This is a genomic window from Streptomyces sp. NPDC111520 (genome assembly GCF_055635295.1).
The window spans coordinates 124,843-148,615 of the sequence record NZ_JBVKBW010000010.1 but is presented as its reverse complement, the minus strand read 5'-3'; the positions used below and the strand labels follow the sequence as shown (position 1 = coordinate 148,615).

Here is a 23,773-nt window from a genome sequence, read left to right as displayed (position 1 = left end):
CTCAGTGCGCTTCGGCGATGTGCTGGGTGCCGATCCGCTTGCGGAACACCCAGTACGTCCAGGCCTGGTAGAGCACGACCAGCGGGGCCGCGATCGCGGCGCACCAGGTCATGATCTTCAGCGTGTACGGGGTCGAGGAGGCGTTCTCCACCGTCAGGCTCCACGCCGGGTCGAGCGTGGAGGGCATGACCTCCGGGAAGAGCACCAGGAAGAGCATCGCCACCGCGGCGACGACGGTGACTCCGGAGAAGGTGAAGGCCCAGCCCTCGCGGCCCCGCAGGTTGGCGCACAGCGCGGCGAGCAGCGCGAGCACGGCGACCGCCGCGGCCGCTAGGCTCCAGGCGTCGCCGCCGTGCCCCTGCGTCCAGGCCAGGAAGGCGAGTGCGAGCACCGCGGTGAGCGCTCCGGCCCGGGTGGCGAAGCGGCGGGCGCGGGCGCGGATGTCGCCGAGGGTCTTCAGTGCCGCGAAGACCGCGCCGTGGAAGGTGAAGAGGCTGAGCGTCACGAGCCCGCCGAGCAGGGCGTAGGGGCCGAACAGCTCCCGGACCCCGCCGGTGTACTCGCCGGAGGCGTCGATCTCCACCCCGTGCACGATGTTGGCGAACGCCACGCCCCAGAGGAACGCGGGGAGCAGGGAGGTCCAGAAGATGGCCTGCTCCCAGGCCGTCTGCCAGCGTTCGGACGGGCGCTTGGCGCGGTACTCGAAGGCGACGACCCGGATGATCAGGCAGAGCAGGATCACCAGCAGCGGCAGGTAGAAGCCGGAGAAGAGGGTGGCGTACCACTCGGGGAAGGCGGCGAAGGTGGCGCCGCCGGCGGTGATCAGCCAGACCTCGTTGCCGTCCCAGACCGGGCCGATGGTGTTGATCAGCACCCGCCGCTCGGGCCGGTCGCGGGCGAGCAGCCGGGTGAGGACGCCGATGCCGAAGTCGAAGCCCTCGAGGAAGAAGTAGCCGGTCCACAGGACCGCGATGAGGACGAACCAGACGTCGTGGAGGTGCATGCCGTCTCTCCCTAGTACGAGAAGGCCATCGGGCGGTCGGCGTCGGCGTCGCCGCCGATCTTCGTGGGGGGGTTGAGGTCCGCCTCGGTGAGCTCGGGTGGCCCGGCCTTGGCGTACTTGACCAGCAGCTTCACCTCGACGACGGCGAGGACGGCGTAGAGCGTGGTGAGGACGATCAGCGAGGTCAGCATCTCGGCGGTGGAGACACCGGGGGAGACCGCGTCCTCGGTGCGCAGCAGCCCGTACACCACCCACGGCTGGCGGCCGTTCTCGGTGAAGATCCAGCCCCAGGAGTTGGCGATCAGCGGGAAGCCCATGGTGAGCAGGCCGATCCGCCAGTACCAGCGGGACAGCGCCGGGGAGAGGGCGGCGTTCCTGGTGAGCATCAGGTGCGGCGGCTCGTCGTCGGCGGTGCGCCGCTCCTCGGCGAGCCAGAACCTGCGGCGGGTGAGCCACAGTCCCGCCAGGCCGACCGCGAAGGAGGTCATGCCGAAGCCGATCATCCAGCGGAAGCCCCAGTAGGCGACCGGGATGTTGGGCCGGTAGTCGCCCGGGCCGTACTTCTCCTGTTCGGCCTTGTTGACGTCGTTGATGCCCGGGACGTACGAGTCGAAGTCGTCGTGGGCGAGGAAGGACAGCAGGCCGGGGACCTCGACGGCCACGGTGTTGTGGCCCTTCTCGACGTCGCCGTAGGCGAAGATCGAGAAGGGGGCCGGGGACTCGCCGTCCCACAGGGCCTCGGCGGCGGCCATCTTCATGGGCTGCTGCTCGTACATGACCTTGCCCAGCCGGTCGCCGCTGATCGCGGTGAGCAGGCCGGCGACGACGGCGGTGACCAGGGCGAGGCGCAGCGATGTCCGCATGACGGCGACGTGCTTGCGGCGGGCCAGGTGGTAGGCCGATATGCCGATCATGAACGCGGCGCCGGTCAGGAAGGCCGCGGCGAGCGTGTGGAAGACCACGACGAGGGTGGTGTTCTGGCTGAGCACCGCCCAGAAGTCGGTGAGCTCCGCGCGGCCGGTGACCTTGTTGTAGCGGTAGCCGACCGGGTGCTGCATCCAGGAGTTCGCGGCGAGGATGAAGTACGCGGACAGGATCGTGCCCAGCGAGACCAGCCAGATGCAGGCCAGGTGGAGCTTCTGCGGGAGCTTGTCCCAGCCGAAGATCCACAGGCCGATGAAGGTGGACTCGAAGAAGAAGGCGATCAGCGACTCGAAGGCGAGCGGGGCACCGAACACGTCGCCGACGAAGCGCGAGTAGTCCGACCAGTTCATGCCGAACTGGAACTCCTGGACCAGGCCGGTGGCGACGCCCATGGCGATGTTGATCAGGAAGAGCTTGCCCCAGAACTTGGTCGCCCGGAGGTACTTCTCCTTGCCCGTGCGCACCCAGGCCGTCTGGAGGCCCGCAGTCAGCGCGGCGAGGGAGATCGTGAGGGGGACGAAGAGGTAGTGGTAGACGGTCGTGATGCCGAATTGCCATCGCGCGACGGCCACGGAGTCCAGTGCCAGGTCCACGTCACGCCTCCTTACATCGAGCTTGTGAAAGTGAACGCATTCACAAGCTCAGTATGCCGCACACGTTTTCGCCCCCTCACACCGGGGGGTGGGAGGGGGCGAAAAGGCGCGTCCTACGACACCCGGTGGTACCCGGAACACTGCGCCAGGACGGTCACAGCTCCTTCCGGAAGGCCTCCGCGGTACGGAGCAGGACGTCGTTGGCGGGCTCCTCGCCGACCGTGATCCGCACGCCCTCCCCCGCGAACGGACGGACGGTGACGCCGGCCCGCTCGCAGGCCGCGGCGAAGTCGGTCGTGCGCTCCCCCAGCCGCAGCCACACGAAGTTGGCGTGCGTCTCCGGCACCGTCCAGCCCTGCGCGGTCAGCCCGTCGAACACCCGGGTCCGCTCGGTGACCAGCGCCTCCACCCGCTCCAGCAGCGCCGCCTCCGCGCGCAGCGAGGCCACCGCCGCGTCCTGGGCGAGCTGGCTCACGCCGAAGGGGACGGCCGTCTTGCGCAGCGCCGCGGCGACCGGCTCGTGCGCGATCGCGAACCCCACGCGCAGTCCGGCGAGCCCGTACGCCTTGGAGAAGGTGCGCAGCACCGCCACGTTGGGGCGGTCGCGGTAGACCTCGACGCCGTCCGGGACCTCGGGGTCGCGGATGAACTCCTTGTACGCCTCGTCCAGCACGACCAGCACGTCCTGCGGGACGCGGTCCAGGAAGCGCTCCAGCGCGGCCCGGCGCACCACCGTGCCGGTGGGGTTGTTGGGGTTGCAGACGAAGACCAGCCGCGTCCGGTCGGTGATCGCCTCGGCCATCGCGTCCAGGTCGTGGACGTCGTCCGCGTCCAGCGGCACCCGCACCGAGGCCGCCCCGCTGATCTGCGTGATGATCGGATAGGCCTCGAAGGACCGCCAGGCGTAGATCACCTCGTCGCCCGGCCCCGCGGTCGACTGCAGCAACTGCTGTGCGACACCGACCGAGCCGGTGCCCGTCGCGATGTGCTCCACCGGCACGCCGAAGCGGTGCGCCAGCTCGGCGTGGAGGGCCGTGCACGCCATGTCCGGGTAGCGGTTGAAGTTCTCCGCGGCGGCGGTGGCCGCCTCCAGGACACCCGGCAGCGGCGCGTAGGGGTTCTCGTTGGAGGACAGCTTGTAAGCCGTCACTCCCTCTTCCACGGCCGGGGGTCTGCCCGGCTTGTACGTGGGGATGCCGTCCAGTTCGCGGCGCAGTTTGGGGCTCATGCCCCACACCATACGAGCGCCCGCCCGGCCGGGGGAGGCCTTGCGGCACACGGGCGTGAGGCAGGGGCTCACGGCGAACGGAGCAGGTGGTGTCGCACCCTGCGCGCCGGTGGCGCACGCGGTGGCGCGCATCCCTCGTAGGGGTGAGTTGATGGCCGCGCGCAGCGCGGGGCACGGCCCCGGCCGCACCCCGTGACGGAGCCGTAACCCCCGGTAGGCACCCACCGTCACCTGCGCTTTCCCTGCCGCACCAGGGACCGCTGGCGGGGAAACGTATCTGTCAACGCCCTGTCCGGCACCCCGCGAACGGACCACCCGACCCCTACTATCACCACGCCATGACAGCAGCAGGGAAGCACCAGGCGAGCCGGCCCGTCGGACGCCGGCTGGAGCGGGCCGGCATCAGGGACGTGGCCGCCGCGGCCGGGGTATCGATCACCACCGTCTCCGACGCGCTCAACGGCAAGGGCCGACTGCCCGACGCCACCCGCCGTCACGTCCGTGAGGTCGCCGACCGGCTGGGGTACCGCCCCTCCGCCGCCGCCCGCACGCTGCGCACCGGGCGCTCGGGGCTGATCGGCCTGACCGTCACGACGTACGGGGAAGAGCCCTTCACCTTCACGGAGTTCGCCTACTTCGCCGAGATGGCCCGGGCCGCCACCTCCGCCGCGCTCGCCCGCGGCTACGCCCTGGTCATCCTGCCGGCCTCCTCCCGGCACGACGTGTGGAGCAACGTCGCACTGGACGGCACGGTCGTGATCGACCCCTCCGACCACGACCCGATGGTCACCGAACTGGTGCGGCAGGGCATCCCCGTGGTCAGCGACGGCCGCCCGACCGGCAGCCTGCCCGTCCAGGCCTGGGTCGACAACGACCACGAGGCCGCCGTGCTCGGCATCCTGGAACACCTCGCCGAGGCCGGCGCGCGCAGGATCGGCCTGCTCACCGGCACCAGCACCGACACCTACACCCGGCTGTCCACCACCGCCTACCTCGACTGGTGCGAGCGGATCGGCCAGGAACCCGTCGTCGAGGCCTACCCCGCCCACGACCCGTGCGCGGGCGCCGTCGCCGCGGACCGCCTGCTCGCCCGGCCCGACCGCCCCGACGCGGTCTACGGCCTCTTCGACCCCAACGGCACCGACCTGCTCGCCGCCGCCCGCCGCTACGGGCTGCGCGTACCCGACGACCTCCTGCTGGTCTGCTGCAGCGAGAGCACGGTCTACGCGACGACCGAGCCCCCGATCACCACGCTCTCCCTCAAACCGGGCCGGATCGGCACCGCCGTCGTCCAGCTGCTCATCGACGCCATCGAGGGGGTGGACGCGGGACGCCCCGTGCAGCAGGTCATGCCGACCGACCTGATCGTCCGCACCTCCTCGCAGCGACGCTCGCCGCGCACCACCGTCAGCCCGCCCCGCGGGCCCGCGGGAGAATAGGAACGGACACTTCCGGGGCGAGAACGGCCCGCCCCGGGGGGATTTGTCCGCACCGGATGAAATCGCTATCAGCAGGTGTGTCACGCCACGACATCGTCATTCCTATGATGGGCGGATGGTGGCGCGACGGTGGAGGGGTCGATGACTCAGGGGGCAGGTCAGGGACCCATGCCCGGTACCTCGTACGGCTGGTCTCAGGACCCCGCGGAGGCAGTGGCGCACGGTGCGCCCATGACGCCGTCGGCGCACCCCGCCGATGCCGTCGGGGCCCCACCGGGACATCCGGCCGGGCACGAACCGACCATGATCGACGAGCAGATGATGCCGCCGGAGTACACGCCCACGCAGCGTGACCTCCCGGTGGTCACGGTGGCCGACACGCAGGCGCTGGGCCCGCTCTACGTGGTCGGCGACGTCCACGGCTACCTGGACCGGCTGTGCGAGGCCCTGTACGCGACCGGGCTGATCGACTCCGAGGGCCACTGGGCGGCCGGCAACGCCCGCCTGTGGTTCCTCGGTGACTTCACCGACCGCGGCCCCGACGGCATCGGCGTGATCGAGCTGGTCATGCAGCTGTCCGCGGAGGCCGCCGCGGCCGGCGGCTACGCCAGGGCCCTCATGGGCAACCACGAACTGCTGCTGCTCGGCGCCCACCGCTTCGGCGACACCCCCGTGAACTCCGTCGCGGGCACCGCCTCCTTCCTGGCCGCCTGGCGCCTCAACGGCGGCCAGACCACCGACATGGAGCGGCTGCAGGACCACCACGTCGCCTGGATGTCCCGGCTGGACGCCGCCGCCCTCACCGACGGCCACCTGCTGCTGCACTCCGACACGACCGCGTACCTGGAGTACGGCACCACCATCGACGCGATGAACGACGCCGTCACCGGCATCCTGCAGCGCGGCGACGCCGACGAGTGCTGGGAGCTGTTCCGCAAGTTCACCCGGCGCTTCGCCTTCCGTGGCGACGCCGGGCCGCAGGCCGCCCGCGAACTGCTGGACACCTACGGCGGCCACCGCGTCGTCCACGGCCACAGCCCCATCCCGTACCTGCTCGGCGAACCGGGGGCCGAGCCCGGCACCGAACAGCCGGACCGCTCCGCGGTCGTCGAGGGACCGCACGTGTACGCGGAGGACCTGGCGGTGGCCATGGACGGCGGGGTGACCATGGACGGCAAACTCCTGGTCGCACAGCTGCCGTTGTAGACCCCGAAACCCCCATTTTCCGGAAACACTCTGTCACCGCGTCACCTCCGCGCTCTACCATCGGGATATCCGTAGGCAGCTTCTCCTCCGCTTCCGCCCAGCCGGACCGGACCTTCGTCCTTCGTGAACCCCGGGAGGAACCGGAGACGGAGCATCGGGGGATGCACATGAACAGCGCTCCACACCTGCTGACCGAGGACCGCCCGGAGTTCGAGCGAGCCCTCGACACGGCTCTGCACTCGGAGGGCACGCGGGCCGCCCTCGCCGGCACGCGGAACCGCCTGAACGCCGAGCAGTTGCGCACCATGGCGCTCAACGCGGCCGAGTCCATCTCGGGCTGCGCCGCGCCCGAGTACGAGCAGTTCGTCAAGGTCCGCGAGGCCTTCGCGGAACAACGCCGCGAGGCACGCACCGCGGCCGTGCCGGGCCTCGGCTACGCGGCCGCGGCGGCCCCGGTCGCCGCGGACGGCTCCGGCGCCGGGCTGTTCGCCGTCGTCGCCGTGCTCACACCGATCCTGGCGGGCACGGCCGCCGTCATCTTCCTCGTGCTCGGGTACGCCCTGCGTTTCGGGCACCCAGAGCCGGCGATCGCCCCGCCGCTGCGGCAGGCCGGCTGGCTCTTCGCGGCCGTCGCCGTCTGCGGCATCGTCATCGGAATGGTCGGGCTGCTGCTCACCGCGCTGCGCAACGGCTCGACCGCCCTCCACGACCCTCCGGGCGACGAGCCCCGCGACGTCGCGCTCGCCCGCGAGGTGTGGCGCCGGGCGCTGGTGGAGCGCGGGCTGCAGCCCTTCCTCGACGACGCCCTCGCCAAGGCCGCCGACGCGGCCCCCACCGCCCCCACCGCGACCACCGGCGGCGCCAACCCCCGGATGCCGCGGCTCGGTTACTCCCGCCCGGACTTCTCCAGCCCCGGCCACGAGTCCTCCCCCGAACCCGGCGACCGCTTCACCAGCCCGGACTTCTCCAGCCCCGACTTCTCCAGCCCCGACTTCGGCGGCCCGGACCACGGCCCGGACTGACCCGCCGCGCCGAGGCGCTGTCGTACCCCGGTGCCACAGTACGGACCATGGACATCGACCGGTTCTGGTCCCTGATCGAATCCGCCCGCTCCACCGCGGCGACGAGCGGCGAGCCCGTCGACGAGGTGCTGGCCGGCCTGCTCACCGAGTTCCCGGCCCGGGAGGTCCTCGGCTACGCGGAACGCTTCGACGCAGTGCACGACGCCCTGTACCGCTGGGACGTCTGGGCCGCCGCCTACCTGGTGGGCGGCGGTTGCTCCGACGACTCCTTCATGGACTTCCGCGCCGGGGTCATCGCCCAGGGCCGCGCGTGGTACGACCGCGTCGCCGCCCAGCCGGACAGCCTGGCCGGTCACCCCACCGTGGTCGCGGCCGCCCGGAACGGGGACGACCACGCCCTCTTCGACGAGGACATGAACTACGTGGCCGCCCAGGCGTTCGAGCGGCTCACGGGCGACCGGAACTCCTTCTGGACCGCCTGGGCCGCCCACCGCCCCACCGGTGCGGGCACGCCCTCCGAGCCCGACATGGGCGAGGACTTCGACTTCGACGACGACGCCGAGATGCACCGCCGCCTGCCCCGCCTGGCGCGCCTGTTCCTGGGCCCGGACACCGCCCACGGGTGACCGGCGTACCGGTGGCTCCGGCGGCCCGTGGTGGGCGGGCCGCCGGAGCACCCCGGATCAGTCCGCCAGCGGCAGGTACACCCGGTTGCCGGAGGCGGCGAACTCGCGGGACTTCTCCGCCATGCCCGCCTCGATCTCCTCTGCGGTGCCGCCGTGTTGGCGGCGGATGTCCTGGGAGATCTTCATCGAACAGAATTTCGGACCGCACATGGAGCAGAAGTGCGCGGTCTTGGCCGGTTCCGCCGGGAGCGTCTCGTCGTGGAAGGCCCGTGCGGTGTCCGGGTCGAGGGCCAGGTTGAACTGGTCCTCCCAGCGGAACTCGAAGCGGGCGTCGGAGAGCGCGTCGTCCCAGTCCTGGGCGCCGGGGTGGCCCTTGGCCAGGTCGGCGGCGTGGGCGGCGATCTTGTAGGTGATGACGCCGGTCTTGACGTCGTCGCGGTCGGGCAGGCCCAGGTGCTCCTTGGGGGTGACGTAGCAGAGCATGGCCGTGCCCCACCAGGCGATCATCGCGGCGCCGATGCCGGAGGTGATGTGGTCGTACGCGGGCGCGATGTCGGTGGTGAGCGGGCCGAGGGTGTAGAACGGCGCCTCCTCGCAGATCTCCTGCTGGAGGTCGATGTTCTCCTTGATCTTGTGCATGGGGACGTGCCCCGGCCCCTCGATCATGGTCTGCACGCCGTGCCGCTTGGCCACGGAGTTGAGTTCGCCGAGCGTGCGCAACTCGGCGAACTGTGCCTCGTCGTTGGCGTCCGCGATGGACCCGGGGCGCAGGCCGTCGCCCAGGGAGTAGGTGACGTCGTAGGCGGCGAGGATCTCGCAGAGCTCCTCGAAGTTCTCGTAGAGGAAGCTCTCCTTGTGGTGGGCCAGGCACCAGGCCGCCATGATCGACCCGCCGCGGGAGACGATGCCCGTCTTGCGGCGGGCGGTCAGCGGGACGTAGCGCAGCAGCACGCCGGCGTGGACCGTCATGTAGTCGACGCCCTGCTCGGCCTGCTCGATGACGGTGTCCTTGTAGATCTCCCAGGTCAGCTCCTCGGCCTTGCCGTCCACCTTCTCCAGGGCCTGGTAGAGGGGGACGGTCCCGATCGGCACGGGGGAGTTGCGCAGCACCCACTCGCGCGTGGTGTGGATGTTGCGGCCGGTGGACAGGTCCATGACCGTGTCGGCGCCCCAGCGGGTGGCCCAGGTCATCTTGTCGACCTCCTCCTCGATGGAGGAGGTGACGGCCGAGTTGCCGATGTTGGCGTTGACCTTCACCAGGAACCGCTTGCCGATGACCATCGGCTCGATCTCCGGGTGGTTGACGTTCGCCGGCAGGACGGCGCGTCCCGCCGCGATCTCCTCGCGGACGACCTCGGGGGAGACGCCCTCGCGGAGGGCGACGTACTCCATCTCCGGGGTGATCTCGCCCCGCCGCGCGTACGCGAGCTGGGTGACCGGTTCTCCGGGACGGCCGCGCCGGGGCAGGCGGGGGCGGCCGGGGAAGACGGCGTCCAGGTTGCGCAGGCCGCCGCGCGGTGAGGTGTGCTTGAGGCCGTCGTCCTCGGGGCGGACGGGGCGACCGGGGTACTCCTCGGTGTCGCCGCGGGCGACGATCCAGTTCTCCCGCAGCGGCGGGAGGCCGCGGCGGACGTCGGTGGTCACGTTCGGGTCGGTGTACGGGCCGGACGTGTCGTACAGCGTCACGTCCCGGCCGTTGGTCAGGTGCACCCGGCGGACGGGGACCGCGATGTCCGGGCGGGACCCGGTCACGTAGCCCTTGTGCCAGCCGATTTCGCGCGCGCGTGCATCCTGCATGGTCATGAGACCCACTCCCTACGCCGGCATTACCCGGTAACAGGTTCAGCGGTCGGCGCAGCTGCGGCCCTTCGGCCGGTCAGCGCCCTCTCAGCCCGGTGCTCCGAGCTCCCGCGTTTGCAAAGGTGCCTCAACGCTAGCGGGTCCTCGCTGACGCACACCAGAGGGTGTTGCGATGATCGGGTCGTGGACTCCCAACAGCCGCACGCACACGCCCACGGTCACGGCCACGCCCACGGCCCGGTACCGCCGGTCTCCCGGCACCTGCGCAAGGTCATCGCCGCGGTGCTGATCCCGTTCGTCGCCGCCGTCGTGGCCGGTCTGGTCGTGCTGTGGCCGGGCGGTGTGCCGGAGCACGCGCGCACCGGTGTCGGCTTCGACCAGCAGACGCAGTCCGGGCGGGTGGTGAAGGTCGAGGACGTCAAGTGCGCCGACGTCAACGCGGAACCGGGCGCCGGCGCCGAGCCCTCCCCCGGGCCGGCGCAGGCGCCGTCCGGTCCGGCGATCTGCGAACGCGCGACCATCGAGGTCACCTCGGGCAAGGACGCGGGCCGCACCTTCACCGAGATCGTGCAGCCGACCCAGACGCGGCACTACACCAAGGGCCAGAAGGTGCTGCTGGCGTACGCGCCGCAGGCGCCGCGCGAACTGCAGTACTCGGTGACCGACGTCGACCGGGCCTTCCCGTTGTGGCTGCTGGCCGGGATCTTCGCCCTGGTGGTGGTCGTGGTCGGCCGGCTGCGCGGGGTGCTGGCGCTGGTCGCGCTGGTCATCAGCTTCGCGGTGCTGACGCAGTTCATCCTCCCGGCGATCCTGCACGGCAGCAATCCGCTGCTGGTGGCGGTGATCGGCGGCAGCGCCATCATGCTGATCGCGCTCTACATGTGCCACGGCCTCAACGCCCGCACCTCGGTGGCGGTCCTGGGCACGCTCTGCTCGCTGCTGCTGATCGGCGTCCTGGGCTCGGTGTTCATCGACTGGGCGCTGCTCAGCGGCAACACCTCCGACGAGACGGGGCTGATCCACTCCCTGTACCCGGACATCGAGATCCGCGGCCTGCTGCTGGCCGGCATCATCATCGGTTCGCTGGGCGTCCTGGACGACGTGACGGTCACCCAGACCTCGGCGGTGTGGGAGCTGCGCGAGGCCGACCCGGCGGCGAGCCGGCGGCGGCTGTACTCGGCGGCGATGCGGATCGGGCGGGACCACATCGCCTCGGTCGTCAACACGCTGGTGCTGGCCTACGCGGGCGCGGCGCTGCCGTTGCTGCTGCTCTTCTCCATCGCGGAGCGCGGGGTGCTGGCGGTGGCGGGCAGCGAGCTGGTCGCCGAGGAGATCGTGCGGACCCTGGTGGGCAGCATCGGCCTGGTGGTGGCGGTGCCGCTGACGACCGCGCTGGCCGTCCTGGTGGTGTCGGCGGACCGCGGCAGCGGCGACACTGTTCCCGTGGGCTCCGGTCGCGGGCACCGGCGCCGCGCCAAGTGACCGCAGGGGGGCGGGGGACGTGGTGGGACTGCAGGGCCGGGTGACCGGAACGGTCGGGCCGGGGCTGGTCGGTGAGGTGATCGTGCCCGTCCGGGGCGGTGCGGAGGCGTTCCTGGCGTACCCGGCGACGGAGGGGGAGCGCATAGAGAAGGGCACGGTCGTGGTGGTCGTGGAACACCTGCCGCCGCGCACCGTGTACGTGGCGCCCGCGTACGGCTGAGCGGAGCGCTCCACTCCACGTCAAGAAAGCGACAAGGATCCGCCAGGACCTACCGCACCGTCAACCACGGGCGCACACTCCCGTACGCGGCCCCGAACGGGGCCATCCGTAAGGGGGCGTATGCCGATGCTGATCGGCGTTGCGGCGGGCGGGGCGCTCGTCGCGATCATCATTCTGGTCGGCCTGTTCCGGCTCATGTGGCGGGTCGCCGAGCCCAACGAGGCACTGGTGATCTCCGGTTCCAAGCACCGTACGGACGGGGTGGGGGAGGGGATGGGGTTCCGCATCGTCACGGGACGCGGGACCCTGGTCCTGCCCGGCGTCCAGGCGGTGCGCAGGCTCTCGCTCGACCTCAACGAGGCCGAGCTGAACGTGGACTGCGTCACCCAGCAGGGCATCCCGCTGAAGGTGCACGGCGTGGTCATCTTCAAGGTCGGCGACGACATGGTGTCGATCGCCAACGCCGCGCGGCGTTTCCTGGACCAGCAGAAGTTCATGCCCGAGCGGGTGCACAACGTCTTCGCGGGTCATCTGCGGTCCATCGTGGGCGGGCTGACGGTGGAGCAGATGATCCGGGACCGGGAACGGCTCACCGCCGAGACCCGGGCCGCGTCGGGCTCGGAGATGGAGAAGCTCGGGCTGATCATCGACTCGCTGCAGATCCACGAGATCGTCGACCCGACCGGCTACATCAACAACCTGGCCGCGCCGCACGCCGCGGCCGTCCAGCGCGACGCCCGCATCGCGCAGGCGGAGGCGGACCGGCTGGCGACCGAGGCCGAGCAGCAGGCCGCCGCCCGCATGGCCGAGGCGACCCGGGACAGCCAGATCCTGCAGGCCGGTTACATGGCCGAGCGGGACAAGGCCACCGCGTCCTCCCGGCAGGCGGGCCCGCTCGCGGAGGCGGCGGCCCGGCAGGAGGTCGTCGTGCAGGAGACCCGGGTCGCGGAGCTGGAGGCGCAGCGGCGCGAGCAGCAGTTGCAGGCGGACGTCCGCAAGCCGGCGGACGCCTCCGCGTACGAGAAGCGGACGCTGGCCGAGGCCGAGCGCGACGCGCGCATCTCGGCGGCCGAGGCGAAGGCCCGCGAGACCGAACTGGCCGCCGCCGCCGAGGCGAACCGGGTCAAGACGGCCGCTGCCGCGCAGGCGGAGCAGACGCGGGTCAGCGGTGAGGCGACCGCCGCGGCCACCCGGGCCACGGGTGAGGCGGAGGCCGCCGCGACGCAGGCGCGGGGTCTGGCGGAGGCCGAGTCCGCGAAGGCCAGGGGCCTGGCGGAGGCCGAGGCGATCAAGGCGCGGGCCGCGGCCCTGGCGGAGAACCAGGAGGCGGTCGTCGCCCAGCAGCTGGCCGAGAACTGGCCGGAGATCGTCCGGGCGGGCGCCGAGGCCTTCGGCAACGTCGACCACATGGTGCTGCTCAACGGCGCCGACGGGATGTCGGAGATGTTCGCCAAGGCGCTCACCATGGGCGGGACGGGCCTGGGTCTGGCCCGTCAGCTGCTCGCCCAGATGAACGGCGCGACCGGCGCCGGCGGCGACGCCCCACCGAACGGTGCGGCGCCGCGGGGCCCCGAGCGCGTCCGGCTCCAGGACTGAGCGGCGCGCCTCCCGTGGGGCCCGGCCACCGGGCCCCACGGGGTCACCACTTGTCGCGGGAGTCGGACGAGGACGAGGTGAACTTCTTGACCACGTACACCAGGCCGCCGACCAGCGCCACGAACACCAGCACCTTGAACAGCAGCCAGAACAGGAACCCGATCGCGCTGGCGATCATGCCGCCGAAGACCACGATCGCGATCACCGGCACCGCGACCCGCTTGACCCACCAGGGCAGGCCCTCGAAGAGCTTCACCGTTTCCTCCTCCTTGTCGTCCTTCCGCTCCCAGGCTAGGGCCGCGACGGCCCCGTGCGGAGGCCCCGCGGTCCCCATCCGTCCCTGACCCTCCCCCTACGGGAAACCGGGGGCGGCGGCGCTCAGGCCTCGGGGGGCGAGAAGACCACCAGCACCTTCAGGTCCTCGGTGACGTGGTGGAAGCGGTGCGGCGCCCCCGCCGGGACGTAGACCACGCTGCCGCGCGCGACGTGGGTCGTCTCCTCCCCCACGGTGATCAGCGCCCGGCCGCTCACGACCAGGTAGATCTCGTCCTGGGCGTGCGGTTTCTGCGGGTCGAGCTCGCCGGCCCGGAGGGCGTAGAGCCCGGCGGACATGTTCCGCCCGCGCAGGAAGCTGAGGTACGCGCCCTCGTTGGCGGCCCGCTCGGCCTCCAGGTCGTCCAGCCGGAACACCTTCACTTGGCCGCTCCCTCTCACCACTGTGCCTGCGGGATCACTTCTGCGACGATCTCAGCCATGATGAACTTCGTCGTCAAGACGCTCGCGAACGCCGGAGCCCTGCTGGTGGCCATCTGGCTCGTGGGCAACATCACGCTCACCGGTGACGACACCGGCCACAGGGCCCTCACCCTGATCCTCGTCGCCCTGGTCTTCGGCGTGGTGAACTGGCTGGTGAAGCCGCTGGTGAAGCTGCTGTCGCTGCCGCTGCTGGTGTTGACGCTCGGCTTGTTCACGCTGGTCGTCAACGCCCTGATGTTGCTGCTGACCTCCTGGATCTCCGGCAAGCTCGACCTGGACTTCCACGTCGAGGGCTTCTGGGCGGCGTTCCTCGGTGGCCTGATCATCAGCATCGTCTCGTGGGCCCTGAACATGGTCCTCCCCGACGAGGACTGACCCGGGGGCTGCATCATGGAGCCCATGAGCGCTCCGTCCTCCCGCACCAACCCGCTGCGGGTGTGCTTCGTCTGCACCGGCAACATCTGCCGTTCGCCGATGGCCGAGTCCGTCTTCCGCGCCCGCGCCGAGGACGCCGGGCTCGGCGGCCTGGTCGTCGCCGACAGCGCGGGCACCGGCTCCTGGCACGAGGGTGACGGCGCCGACCACCGTACGGTGGCCGTGCTCCGCGCGGCCGGTTACGGGTACGAGCACATCGCGCGCCAGTTCCAGCCCGAGTGGTTCGCCGGGCTCGACCTGGTGATCGCCCTCGACTCGGGCCACCTGCGGGACCTGCGCCGGCTGGCGCCCACCCCGCAGGACGCCGCCAAGGTGCGGCTGCTGCGTTCCTACGACCCCGCCGCGGACGGCGGCGCGGACGGCGGGGGCCTGGACGTCCCCGACCCGTACTACGGGGACCTGAGCGGCTTCGAGGAGTGCCTGGAGATGTGCGAGGCCGCCGCCGACGGCCTCGTGGACGCCGTGCGCGACGCCCTCCGCAGCGAGCCCGCGCCCGCGCCGTGACCGCTCCGGCCGGGCTCGCGGACCGGGTCGCCGCCCTGCTGGGGGAGCCGGTGACCGAGGCCGGCCCGGTGGGCGGAGGTTCCGTCTGCCACTCCGTCCGGTTGCTGCGCCGCTCGGGCGGCCCGGTCTTCGCCAAGACCCTCCCGGACGCGCCGCCGGGCTTCTTCGCCGCCGAGGCCGCGGGGCTGCGGCTGCTGGGCGGCACGGGGACGGTGGCCGTGCCGGAGGTGCTGGCCGCCGACGACCGCACGCTCGTGCTGGAGTGGGTCGAGCCGGGTCCGGCCACTCCTGCCGCGGCGGAGCGCCTCGGCCGTGAACTCGCCGCGCTCCACCGGGTCCCCGCCCCGGGGTTCGGGACGGCGCACCCCGCCTTCATCGGGCCGCTCCCCCTGCCGTCGCCGTCGCCCGGCTCAGGGGACTGGGCGGCCTTCCACGCCGCCGGCCGGCTGCTGCCCTTCCTGCGGCGGGCCGCCGACGGCGGGGCCATGGCACCGGCGGACGTCCGCGCGGTGGAGCGGGTCTGCGAACTGCTGCCGCGGATCGGCGGCCCCGCCCGGCCGCCCGCGGTGATCCACGGCGATCTGTGGTCCGGCAACGTCCTGTTCGCCGCCGACGGCCGCGCCCGGGTCGTCGACCCGGCGGCGCAGGGCGGGCACCCCGAGGCCGACCTGGCGATGCTGGAGCTGTTCGGCTGTCCGCACCTGGAGCGGGTGCTCGCCGCGTACGAGGAGGTCCGGCCGCTGCCCGGGCGCCGGGAACGCGTGCCCCTGCACCAGTTGCACCCCCTGCTGGTGCACGCCGTCCTGTTCGGCGCGGGCTACGGGGCCGCCGCGGGTCGTGCCGCGCGGGCGGTGCTGGCGTCCGCCTAGCGGACGCCCGTGTTCGTTGGCCCGTACACCGGTATCTTCCGCCTGTACGTTCGCGACGACGGGGAGAACGAGGAGAGGGCGATGACGGAGTACGAGAGCAGGCCGGGGGACAGCACCCGCAGCGTGCACGCGGGCCGGCCGCCGGCCCGGCCCCACGAGCCGGCGCTGCCCGGCCCGGTGTTCGCCGCGCACTTCCACCTGCCGGGCGACGTCACCGGCCCGTACACCTACGGCCGTGACGAGAACCCCACCTGGACCCGGCTGGAGGAGGCGATCTCGGCGCTGGAGTCCCCGGACGTCCCCGCCGAGACGCTGGTCTTCTCCTCCGGCATGGGCGCCGTCTCCTCCGTGCTGTTCTCCCAGGTGCGCTCCGGCGACACCGTGGTGCTGCCCTCCGACAGCTACCAGGCCACCCGCTCGCTCCAGAGCCGCCTGGAGGACTACGGGATCGCGGTGCGGCTGGCGCCCACCGCGGGCGACGGCCAACTGGAGGCGCTGGAGGGCGCACAGCTGCTGTGGATCGAGACGCCGTCCAACCCGGGCCTGGACGTGTGCGACATCCGCCGGCTCGCCGACGCCGCGCACGCCGCGGGCGCGCTCGTGGCGGTCGACAACACCCTCGCCACCCCGCTCGGCCAACGCCCGCTGGAGCTGGGCGCGGACTTCTCGGTGGCGAGCGGCACCAAGGCGCTGTCCGGCCACGGCGACCTGCTGCTGGGCTACGTGACCACCCGTCGGCCCGAACTCGCCGCCGGGGTGCGGCTGTGGCGCAAGACCGTCGGTGCGATCCCCGGCCCCATGGAGGCCTGGCTGGCGCACCGTTCGCTGTCCACGCTCGCGCTGCGGGTGGACCGGCAGGCCGCCAACGCCCTGGAACTGGCCGCCGCGCTGCTCCGGCGTGCCGAGGTGACCGACGTACGTCACCCCGGCCTGGTGGACGACCCGGCGCACCCCGTCGCGACCGCGCAGATGGGCCGGTTCGGCAGTGTGGTGTCCTTCACGCTGCCCGACAAGGAGCACGCCGAGCGCTTCCTGTCGGCGCTGCTGCTGACCACAGAGGCCACCAGTTTCGGCAGTGTGACCAGCACCGCCGAGCGCAGGGCGCGGTGGGGCGGCGACGCCGTTCCCGAGGGCTTCGTCCGCTTCTCGGTCGGCGTCGAGGACGCGGCCGACATCGTGCGGGACGTGACGCAGGCACTGGACGCCGCGGCGCGCTGACCCCGTCCGTTCATTTCGAACAGATATATCTACGTAGAGGGCCCTACGCAGAATGGGTGGTCCGAGCCTCCCCCCTCGTGGCTCGGACCACCCTGGCTTTACGCGCGGAGATCCGCCCGAACAAGGCTAGTTGACTCTGCGTCAGTGTCCAATCACAGTTGCGATACAGACCTATCGATATATTTATATGTTGCGGTCGTACCGGTGGCTGGGAGGGAGCGGTTCCATGGATCTGGCTCTGCTGCGCACGTTCGTCACCGTGCACCGAGCCGGTTCCTTCACCCGGGCCGCCCAGCTGCTGGGACTGTCGCAGCCCGCCGTCACCAGCCAGATCCGCAGCCTGGAACGGCAGGTCGGCCGCCCCCTCTTCCTGCGCCTGCCGCGCGGCGTCGCCCCGACCCCCGTCGGCGACGACCTGGCCCACCGGGTGGCCCCGCACCTCGACGCCCTGCTGGAGATAACCGAGGCGGACCTCGACGAGGAGTCCGGCAACCGCACCCTGCACCTCGCCGGGCCGCCCACCTTCACCTCCCTGCGCGCCCTCCCCGCCCTCGCCCCGCTGATCGCCGAGGGCCTGCAGCTGCGCATCGCGCTGGCCGGCGAGGACGAGGCGCTGGCCGGCCTCGCCGCGGGCCACCACGACCTGTCCATCGGCACCGTCCGGCCGCGCGACCGGCTGCTGACCGCCACCGCCCTGTGGGACGAGGAGCAGATACTCGTGGCCGCCCCCGCCTGGCAGGAGCGGATCGGCGGCCCGCTCGCGGTACGCACCCACGGGGCACGGGTCCTCGACGACGTCCCCGTGATCTCCTACGACGAGGGCATGCCGCTGATCGACCACTACTGGTCGGCGGTCTTCGACGCCACCCCCGCCATCGTCCCCGCCGTGGTCGTGCCCGACCTGAGGGCCGTCCTGGAGTGCGTGGTCGCCGGGGTCGGCATGGCCGTCCTGCCTCGCTACCTGTGCTGCGAGGCGATCACGGCGGGCGCCGCGCGTGCGCTCCTGGAGCCGCCGGTGCCGCCCCTGCGCACGTACTTCGTCTCGGTGCGCGCCGGGACGCTCGCGCTGCCGCACATCGCGCGGGTGCACGAGCAGCTGATGCGCTCCTCCGCGGCCTGGTGACCGCGCCCGGCGTACGGCGGGTGGCCTCCGTGAGAACGGGACGTTCCGATTCGCCGTCCCGGAGGCGTTTGCCGCCTCCCGCGCCGCGGCAGATCTCTGGCATGCCCCCGGACATCGAAGCACCTGCCACACCCGGTGCAGCGACCGCCCCGGCCACCCGGCCGGTGGTCAAGCGCACCGCACGTGCCATCCTGCTCGACGGCGACGCCCTGGTGCTCATCAAGCGCACCAAGCCAGGGCTCAACCCGTACTGGATCACCCCCGGCGGCGGCGTCGAGACCGAGGACGCCACCATCGTCGAGGCGCTCCACAGAGAACTGGACGAGGAGCTGGGCGCCAAGGTCACCGATGTGGTCCCGGCCTTCGTCGACACCGTCGAGCACATCGGCGAGGACGGCTCGCACGGCGTGAAGGTGCAGCACTTCTTCGTGTGCCGGCTGGCCTCCATGGACCCCTCGCGGCGGCACGGCCCGGAGGTGGACGAACCCTCGGGCACCTACGACGTGGTCCGCGTGCCCTTCAGCCGGGTCGGGCTCGCCTCCGTCGAGATCGTGCCGCTGACCCTGCGGCACTACCTCGACGGCAACATCGAAGGGGTGCTGGGACTGCTCTCGGCCGACCTCGGCTGACCCGCGGGCGGGCGCGCGGGCGGCGTCGGACGTCCCCGGGCGCCGCCAGGCCCACCTCGGGCCCCTCGGGCACCCTCAGGCGCCGAACCAGCCCGGGCGGCCGCCACCGGGCCGGGCCGGACGCGTGTGCGCGGCGTCGGCCGCGGCCCCGAAGTAGTCGCCGCCCTTGCGCCGCACGTCGTCGGTGCCCCAGGCCCGGCCGCCCTGCAGGGGCACCTTCGCCATCCGCGGGATGTGCTTGGAGCAGTGCACGTACGCCTCGACGACGCTCACCCGCACCCACAGCTGCGGCCTGCGGCCGGGCACCGCGTCCACCGGGAGCGAGGGGTACAGGGCCCGCATGGCGCCGTCCGGGACCAGCCGGGCGCGGCCGTTGACGTGCAGCCCGATCCGGTCCCGGGTGAAGTCGACCATCAGGATGCCCACGTGCGGGTTCTCGCGCAGGTTGCCGACCGACGCCATCACGCCGTTCCCCCGGTACTCGGGGTAGACCAGCGTCCGCTCGTCCAGGACGGTCAGGAAGCCGGGCGGACCTGCCCTGAACGTGCTGTCGCACTCCCCCCGGGCGTCCGCCGTGGACAGGAAGAACATCTCCTGCCGCTCGGTGAACTCCCGCATCCGCGGGTTGAGGTGGTCCAGCACCTGCTCGGCGTAGAAGCGGTCCGCGCGGTCGGCCGTGCCCATCTCCTCCTGGACACGGTGCTCGCCCGCACTGCCGGGACGTTCCTGCGGCAACGTTTCTCCTCGTGGGGGTGGGGTGGGGACGTGTGGGGGCGGACTCAAGGGCCCGCCGCGACCAGTTCCTCGATCAGGTCGTGCCGGATGCGCCGGGACGGCATGCCGCCGCGCACGAGGGTGTCGACGCCGCTGCGGATCATCCCGGGCGGCCCGCTCAGGTACGCGTCGTACTCGGGCCAGGGGCCGTACTGCTGCACGATCTCGGGGAGCGGGCCGTGCAGCCCCCCTTCGCCGCGGCCGTGGGAGACCACGGGGCGCACCGAGAGCCAGGGGTGGCGCTGCGCGAGCCGCAGCAGGGTGTCCAGGTCGTACAGGTCGTGGTCGCTGCGGGCGCCGTAGAAGACGTCCATGGCCCGGCGGCGGCCGTGCTCGGCGACGTCCTCGACCAGCGCCTTGATGGGGGCGATGCCGGTGCCGCCGCCCAGGCAGAGCAGCCCGTTGTCGGTGCTGTGGTCGACGACCATGGAGCCGGCCGGCGGGCCGAGCCGCAGGACGTCGCCCGGCCGGGCGCGGTGCACCAGCGCCCCGCTGACCCAGCCGGCCGGGACGGCCTTGACGTGGAAGACCAGCAGGCCGTCCGAGCGGGGGGCGCAGGCGAAGGAGTAGTGCCGCCAGACCCGGGGCCACCAGGGGGTCTCCAGGGTCGTGTACTGGCCCGCGAGGAAGGGATAGGGCTGGTCGGGGCGGACGCTGACCACGGCGATGTCGGAGGTGCGCGGTTCGTGGCTGACGATCTCGGCCTGCCACCACGGCGGCGCGTGCTTCTCGTCGGCCGCCGCCGCGTCGATCATGATCTGCGAGATCACCGTGTAGGCGCGCACCCAGGCGGCCTCGACCTGGTCGTTCCAGACGGCCGACGCGTACCGGGTCAACGCCCCGATCAGGCATTCCCCCACGGCCGGATAGTGCTCGGGGCGCGTGCCGTATTTGCGGTGGCCGCGGCCCAGGTGGGACAGGTATTCGGTGAGTATCTCGGCGTCGTCTATGTGCTCCGCGGCGGTCAGGAGTGCTTTCAGCAAACGGTCGCGCTGCGAGTCCATCGCGGCGGGAAAAAGTTCGCGCAACTCCGGATGTCGTATGAACAAAAGTGCATAGAAATACGACGTCGTCTTGTCAGCGACGGGCGCGACTTCCTCCATCGTGCGCCGGATCAGCTGCGCGTCCGCGCTCTGCGGCGCCGACCGCGGCCGGGCCTCCGCCCTGGGCGGGGGCTGCTGGGCCGGCGGCTCGGGATGGTGCCGCGGCCCCGCCGTGTCCTGCGCGGGGCCAGGCCTCGGCAGCGCGGGTCCCGGGTCGGCGGTCCGCCCGGCTCCCGTGCCCACCGGCCTTATCGGCCGTACCGGGCGGCTCGGCGCGGCGGCACCGTCGCCCTCGTGGTGGGGTCTCGGCCCGTCAGGGGGTGTGTGCGGCGTGAACCATCGGGGGGACCCAGCCCCCGCTCCCTTGCCCGGTTCGGCCGCGTTCGTGGTCAGAGCGTCCATGGTCAGCTTCGCCTCGAGCTTCTCCCGGTCGGTGTCCGTACGTCGGCCACACATCCTGCGCGGAAAGCCTGCCAGGGCTTCCCGCCGCCCGGACAAATAGCCGGAAGTACGGGAAACGGCGATACCGATCCCGTTAAGCTCAGCCGAATGTGGAGCCCCGCTGCCGCGGAACCCTGTCGACCCTACCCCGAGTCACCGCTTTCACAGCCGTCACTCAATTCCCTGACGATCATCACCCTTCAATCGTCACGTATTCAGCCCACGACCAGCGCATACGCTTCACGCAAATCGCGCCCGGTGTACGCGTGGCTCGCCAGCCCGCTCACATGGTGGTCCCCGTTGACCGCCACCGACACCGGCACCGCCGCGAAGAGCGCCGTGTCCGACAGCGAGTCCCCGTAGGCCACGCACTCCCGGCGGCTGACGCCGTAGCGGGCGCAGAGCTCGTCCGCCGCCGTCACCTTCGTCTCCGGCACCAGGATCCCCGCCACGTCCAGCCCCGCCGCCGGGCCGAACGGGACCTCGGGGAAGACCGACGCCCGGACCGCGTGCGCCCCCCACTCCAGCAGCCGCCGCACGAAGAAGTCCGGGGAGAGCGACACCACCGCGCAGTGCTCCCCGCGGTCCGCGATGTCCGCCCACACCTCCCGTATCCCGGCCAGCCACGGGGCGCCCTCGAAGGCCGCGGCCACCTGCGCCGGGGTGAGCGCCCGCCACAGGTCGTACGCGCGCTCCGCGTAGCCCGGCGAGTCCAGGACGCCCCGCCCGAGCGCGTGCTCCAGCTCGCGGAACTCCGCCACCAGCCCCAGTTCCCGGGCGAGTTCCATGCTCGCCGAGGAGCCGTGCATCAGCGTCCCGTCCATGTCGAAGATGTGCAGCCGTCCCACGCGGTCCCTCCCTCGTCGCCCGCCGCCCGGCCGGTGCCCGGCGGCGTCCCTCCGTACAGCCGGGCGGCGTCCTCCGCCGCCCCCCGGACCGCGGGCCGGCGGTCGGCGGCCCGCCAGGCCAGCGCGACCGTGCAGCGCACGTCCCCGGCCAGCGGCACGATCACCACGTTGGACCGCGCGTAGTGCTCGTCGGTCGCCGTGCTCGCCAGCGCGCAGCCGCGGCCCGCCGCGACGAGTTCGAGCGTCTCCTCCAGCGAGCCGGACTCCACCGTCCCCGCCACGTGGACGACGCCCACGGCCGACGGGTGCCGGAAACCGGCGTAGGCCGCGTCCCCGGTCCGCGGCACCACCCAGGTCCTGCCGCCCAGTTCGGCGGGCGCGACCTCGCTCCGGCGGGCCAGCGGGTCCGTCGCGGGCAGCGCCACGCAGCGCCGGTCACTGGAGACGGTCACCGTCCCCAGGCCCGGGGCGTCCAGCGGGGGCCACACGATGGCCAGGTCGGAGTGCCCGTCCAGCAGCCCGCAGGAGGGGTCGTCGAAGTCGTAGCGGCGCAGCCGTACCTCACCCGGTACGCGGGCCTGGACAAGGTCCAGCAGCTCCCGGGTGCGGCCGGCCGCCGCCTCGCCCAGGAAGCCCACGGTGAACGGCCTCGACGTCCCGGCCAGCAGCCCCTCGAGCTCGTCGGCGGCGTCGACCGCCGCCACCGCGTGGGCGAGGATCCGCCGTCCCAGGTCGGTCAGTTCGGCCCGTTCACGGGTGCGGACCAGCAACGGCCGCCCCGCGGCGGCCTCCAGGCGGCGCACCGACTCGCTCACCGTCGGCTGCCGTACGTCCAGCCGGCGCGCGGCCGCCGAGAACGAGCCCGTGCGCGCCACGGCCACGAACGCCCGCAGGGCGGGCAGGGTCAGCGTCACCCCGGGAGGATAGCCAGGCACCGGCCGATGACCATAGGGGAAAACTATGGGCGCCGCCCGCCGCCGCCACGGCACGCTGCCCGCATGACTTCCCCGACGATCCCCGCGGCCCCCTCGCCCCCCTCGGCCCCCGTGCGCCGCCTCACCCCCGCCGACCTCCCCGCCTGCAGCGCGCTGGCCGTCAGCCGCGGCTGGGGCGCCGAGGAGCACAAGTGGCACTTCCTGCTCACCCACGGCACCGGCTACGGCGTCGACGCCCCCGACGGCGACGGCCTGGCCGCCACCACCGTCCTCACCCGCTACGAGGGCGGCCTGGCGGCGGTCAGCATGGTCCTGGTCGCGGCCCGGTACGAGGGACGGGGCCTCGGACGGCGCGTCATGACCCACGTGCTGGCCGAGGCGGGCGACGACACCGTCACCCTGCACGCCACCGAACGCGGCCGCCCGCTCTACGAGAAGCTCGGCTTCCGGGCGATCGGCACCGTCGTCACGCACCGCGGCCACTTCGCCGCGCCCGCCGCGACCGCCGCGACCGCCGTCCCCTCCGGTACGCCGGAGCCGCGGCCCTTCACCGAAACCGACCTGCCGGCCCTGCTCGCCCTGGACGCCCAGGTGTTCGGCGCCGACCGCTCAACCCTGCTGCGCGACCTGCCCCGGTTCGCCGAGCGCGTGGTGGTGGCCGCCGGGGAGGACGGCGTCCTGACCGGCTACGCCGCCGCCTGGCTGAACGCGGACACCCTGGTCGTGGGCCCGGTCGTTGCCGGGGACGCCGCCACGGCCCGGCGCCTGGTCACCGCGGTCGCCCGGGACGCGGGCACCCCGGTCCGCCTCGACCTGCGCACCGGCACCCCCGACGCCCTCGACGGCTGGGCCGCGGAGCACGGCGTGGCGCCCTTCTTCCCCAACACCCTGATGGTCCTGGGCGACCGCGACCTCCCCGGCGACGAACACCGCCGCCACGCGCCCCTGATGGTCGCCCTGGGCTGACCGCGGGGCGGCCGGCCGACCTGCGGAATCCCGGAACGGGCCCGCGCCGGACCGCTGTCGGTCCCGGACGACGGCCACGAGGACACGACCGGG

The 23,773-nt window shown here is 72.6% G+C and carries 24 protein-coding genes; 14 read left to right on the top strand and 10 right to left on the bottom strand.

From position 1 onward, the window contains the following. Position 1: 1 nt before the first annotated feature. The 3 genes from cydB to hisC all read right to left on the bottom strand — a co-directional run bounded on the left by cydB (position 2) and on the right by hisC (position 3,748). Complete coding sequence (cydB, locus tag ACZ7MY_RS24405; RefSeq protein WP_499604703.1) at positions 2–1,003, bottom strand: cytochrome d ubiquinol oxidase subunit II; 1,002 nt, start codon at positions 1,001–1,003, stop codon at positions 2–4. Positions 1,004–1,014: 11 nt separating this feature from the next. Then, a complete protein-coding gene (locus tag ACZ7MY_RS24400; RefSeq protein WP_499604702.1) occupies positions 1,015–2,520 on the bottom strand; it encodes a cytochrome ubiquinol oxidase subunit I in 1,506 nt (501 codons plus the stop codon). A 154-nt stretch (positions 2,521–2,674) separates the two neighbouring features. After that, on the bottom strand, positions 2,675–3,748 hold the full coding sequence (gene hisC, locus ACZ7MY_RS24395; protein WP_499604700.1) for a histidinol-phosphate transaminase: 1,074 nt from the start codon (positions 3,746–3,748) through the stop codon (positions 2,675–2,677). Between the two features lie 338 nt (positions 3,749–4,086). Between hisC and ACZ7MY_RS24390 the strand changes: the two genes are divergently transcribed. From ACZ7MY_RS24390 to ACZ7MY_RS24375, 4 genes are all read left to right on the top strand, one after another. Beyond that, on the top strand, positions 4,087–5,187 hold the full coding sequence (locus ACZ7MY_RS24390; RefSeq protein WP_499604699.1) for a LacI family DNA-binding transcriptional regulator: 1,101 nt from the start codon (positions 4,087–4,089) through the stop codon (positions 5,185–5,187). A 168-nt stretch (positions 5,188–5,355) separates the two neighbouring features. Next, positions 5,356–6,393 (top strand): metallophosphoesterase, encoded by a 1,038-nt coding sequence (locus ACZ7MY_RS24385; RefSeq protein WP_499604698.1) that lies wholly within the window; start codon positions 5,356–5,358, stop codon positions 6,391–6,393. Between the two features lie 161 nt (positions 6,394–6,554). Then, entirely contained in the window at positions 6,555–7,415 is an 861-nt protein-coding gene (locus tag ACZ7MY_RS24380) for a hypothetical protein (protein WP_499604696.1), read from the top strand. A 47-nt stretch (positions 7,416–7,462) separates the two neighbouring features. Then, entirely contained in the window at positions 7,463–8,041 is a 579-nt protein-coding gene (locus ACZ7MY_RS24375; RefSeq protein ID WP_499604694.1) for a DUF4240 domain-containing protein, read from the top strand. A 57-nt stretch (positions 8,042–8,098) separates the two neighbouring features. Here ACZ7MY_RS24375 and thiC read toward each other — a convergent pair whose 3' ends face one another. Beyond that, positions 8,099–9,844 (bottom strand): phosphomethylpyrimidine synthase ThiC, encoded by a 1,746-nt coding sequence (gene thiC / locus ACZ7MY_RS24370; protein ID WP_499604692.1) that lies wholly within the window; start codon positions 9,842–9,844, stop codon positions 8,099–8,101. A 180-nt stretch (positions 9,845–10,024) separates the two neighbouring features. Between thiC and ACZ7MY_RS24365 the strand changes: the two genes are divergently transcribed. The 3 genes from ACZ7MY_RS24365 (at position 10,025) to ACZ7MY_RS24355 (ending at position 13,139) form a co-directional block, all read left to right on the top strand. Beyond that, on the top strand, positions 10,025–11,323 hold the full coding sequence (locus ACZ7MY_RS24365) for a YibE/F family protein (RefSeq protein WP_499604690.1): 1,299 nt from the start codon (positions 10,025–10,027) through the stop codon (positions 11,321–11,323). Positions 11,324–11,342: 19 nt separating this feature from the next. Then, complete coding sequence (locus ACZ7MY_RS24360; protein ID WP_499604689.1) at positions 11,343–11,543, top strand: NfeD C-terminal domain-containing protein; 201 nt, start codon at positions 11,343–11,345, stop codon at positions 11,541–11,543. 120 nt (positions 11,544–11,663) lie between these two features. Then, positions 11,664–13,139 carry a flotillin family protein gene (locus ACZ7MY_RS24355; protein WP_499604687.1) on the top strand — a complete coding sequence of 492 codons (1,476 nt, stop codon included), beginning with the start codon at positions 11,664–11,666 and terminating at the stop codon, positions 13,137–13,139. Between the two features lie 43 nt (positions 13,140–13,182). On the opposite strand, the gene ACZ7MY_RS24350 is transcribed toward ACZ7MY_RS24355, so the two are convergent. Then, positions 13,183–13,395: a DUF5326 family protein gene (locus tag ACZ7MY_RS24350; protein WP_499604685.1), complete on the bottom strand. Its 213-nt coding sequence runs from the start codon at positions 13,393–13,395 to the stop codon at positions 13,183–13,185. A 122-nt stretch (positions 13,396–13,517) separates the two neighbouring features. Continuing rightward, complete coding sequence (locus tag ACZ7MY_RS24345) at positions 13,518–13,835, bottom strand: cupin domain-containing protein (RefSeq protein ID WP_499604683.1); 318 nt, start codon at positions 13,833–13,835, stop codon at positions 13,518–13,520. 57 nt (positions 13,836–13,892) lie between these two features. Between ACZ7MY_RS24345 and ACZ7MY_RS24340 the strand changes: the two genes are divergently transcribed. From ACZ7MY_RS24340 to ACZ7MY_RS24315, 6 genes are all read left to right on the top strand, one after another. Beyond that, entirely contained in the window at positions 13,893–14,270 is a 378-nt protein-coding gene (locus tag ACZ7MY_RS24340) for a phage holin family protein (RefSeq protein WP_499604681.1), read from the top strand. Between the two features lie 24 nt (positions 14,271–14,294). Further along, positions 14,295–14,834, top strand: coding sequence for a low molecular weight protein-tyrosine-phosphatase (locus ACZ7MY_RS24335; protein ID WP_499604680.1), 540 nt, complete (start codon positions 14,295–14,297; stop codon positions 14,832–14,834). Further along, positions 14,831–15,703, top strand: a complete 873-nt coding sequence (locus ACZ7MY_RS24330) for a fructosamine kinase family protein (protein WP_499604679.1) — start codon at positions 14,831–14,833, stop codon at positions 15,701–15,703. Before ACZ7MY_RS24335 ends, ACZ7MY_RS24330 begins: the two co-directional genes overlap by 4 nt. Positions 15,704–15,784: 81 nt before the next feature. Beyond that, the gene (locus tag ACZ7MY_RS24325) at positions 15,785–16,921 is read left to right on the top strand and encodes a cystathionine gamma-lyase (protein ID WP_499604677.1); all 1,137 of its coding nucleotides are present in this window, start codon (positions 15,785–15,787) and stop codon (positions 16,919–16,921) included. Between the two features lie 226 nt (positions 16,922–17,147). Further along, complete coding sequence (locus ACZ7MY_RS24320) at positions 17,148–18,044, top strand: LysR family transcriptional regulator (protein ID WP_499604675.1); 897 nt, start codon at positions 17,148–17,150, stop codon at positions 18,042–18,044. Positions 18,045–18,145: 101 nt separating this feature from the next. Continuing rightward, positions 18,146–18,673, top strand: coding sequence for an NUDIX domain-containing protein (locus ACZ7MY_RS24315; protein WP_499604673.1), 528 nt, complete (start codon positions 18,146–18,148; stop codon positions 18,671–18,673). Positions 18,674–18,748: 75 nt separating this feature from the next. On the opposite strand, the gene ACZ7MY_RS24310 is transcribed toward ACZ7MY_RS24315, so the two are convergent. The 4 genes from ACZ7MY_RS24310 to ACZ7MY_RS24295 all read right to left on the bottom strand — a co-directional run bounded on the left by ACZ7MY_RS24310 (position 18,749) and on the right by ACZ7MY_RS24295 (position 22,693). Beyond that, entirely contained in the window at positions 18,749–19,408 is a 660-nt protein-coding gene (locus tag ACZ7MY_RS24310; protein ID WP_499604671.1) for a pyridoxamine 5'-phosphate oxidase family protein, read from the bottom strand. A gap of 44 nt (positions 19,409–19,452) precedes the next feature. Continuing rightward, positions 19,453–20,892 carry a globin domain-containing protein gene (locus tag ACZ7MY_RS24305; protein ID WP_499605033.1) on the bottom strand — a complete coding sequence of 480 codons (1,440 nt, stop codon included), beginning with the start codon at positions 20,890–20,892 and terminating at the stop codon, positions 19,453–19,455. A gap of 254 nt (positions 20,893–21,146) precedes the next feature. Next, positions 21,147–21,779, bottom strand: a complete 633-nt coding sequence (locus ACZ7MY_RS24300) for an HAD family hydrolase (RefSeq protein ID WP_499604669.1) — start codon at positions 21,777–21,779, stop codon at positions 21,147–21,149. Further along, a complete protein-coding gene (locus ACZ7MY_RS24295) occupies positions 21,740–22,693 on the bottom strand; it encodes a LysR family transcriptional regulator (RefSeq protein ID WP_499604667.1) in 954 nt (317 codons plus the stop codon). The genes ACZ7MY_RS24300 and ACZ7MY_RS24295 overlap by 40 nt, the downstream gene beginning before the upstream one ends. A gap of 84 nt (positions 22,694–22,777) precedes the next feature. On the opposite strand from ACZ7MY_RS24295, the gene ACZ7MY_RS24290 reads away from it, so the two are divergent. Next, positions 22,778–23,680: a GNAT family N-acetyltransferase gene (locus tag ACZ7MY_RS24290; protein ID WP_499604665.1), complete on the top strand. Its 903-nt coding sequence runs from the start codon at positions 22,778–22,780 to the stop codon at positions 23,678–23,680. The last annotated feature ends 93 nt before the right edge of the window (positions 23,681–23,773 follow it).

Coding starts and splice junctions, on each gene's coding strand:
- cydB (WP_499604703.1), bottom strand. CDS start 1,003: ATGCACCTCCACGACGTCTGGTTCGTCCTCATCGCGGTCCTGTGGACC.
- hisC (WP_499604700.1), bottom strand. CDS start 3,748: ATGAGCCCCAAACTGCGCCGCGAACTGGACGGCATCCCCACGTACAAG.
- ACZ7MY_RS24390 (WP_499604699.1), top strand. CDS start 4,087: ATGACAGCAGCAGGGAAGCACCAGGCGAGCCGGCCCGTCGGACGCCGG.
- ACZ7MY_RS24385 (WP_499604698.1), top strand. CDS start 5,356: ATGCCCGGTACCTCGTACGGCTGGTCTCAGGACCCCGCGGAGGCAGTG.
- ACZ7MY_RS24380 (WP_499604696.1), top strand. CDS start 6,555: ATGCACATGAACAGCGCTCCACACCTGCTGACCGAGGACCGCCCGGAG.
- ACZ7MY_RS24375 (WP_499604694.1), top strand. CDS start 7,463: ATGGACATCGACCGGTTCTGGTCCCTGATCGAATCCGCCCGCTCCACC.
- thiC (WP_499604692.1), bottom strand. CDS start 9,844: ATGACCATGCAGGATGCACGCGCGCGCGAAATCGGCTGGCACAAGGGC.
- ACZ7MY_RS24355 (WP_499604687.1), top strand. CDS start 11,664: ATGCCGATGCTGATCGGCGTTGCGGCGGGCGGGGCGCTCGTCGCGATC.
- ACZ7MY_RS24340 (WP_499604681.1), top strand. CDS start 13,893: ATGATGAACTTCGTCGTCAAGACGCTCGCGAACGCCGGAGCCCTGCTG.
- ACZ7MY_RS24335 (WP_499604680.1), top strand. CDS start 14,295: ATGAGCGCTCCGTCCTCCCGCACCAACCCGCTGCGGGTGTGCTTCGTC.
- ACZ7MY_RS24325 (WP_499604677.1), top strand. CDS start 15,785: ATGACGGAGTACGAGAGCAGGCCGGGGGACAGCACCCGCAGCGTGCAC.
- ACZ7MY_RS24320 (WP_499604675.1), top strand. CDS start 17,148: ATGGATCTGGCTCTGCTGCGCACGTTCGTCACCGTGCACCGAGCCGGT.
- ACZ7MY_RS24315 (WP_499604673.1), top strand. CDS start 18,146: ATGCCCCCGGACATCGAAGCACCTGCCACACCCGGTGCAGCGACCGCC.
- ACZ7MY_RS24305 (WP_499605033.1), bottom strand. CDS start 20,892: ATGGACGCTCTGACCACGAACGCGGCCGAACCGGGCAAGGGAGCGGGG.
- ACZ7MY_RS24290 (WP_499604665.1), top strand. CDS start 22,778: ATGACTTCCCCGACGATCCCCGCGGCCCCCTCGCCCCCCTCGGCCCCC.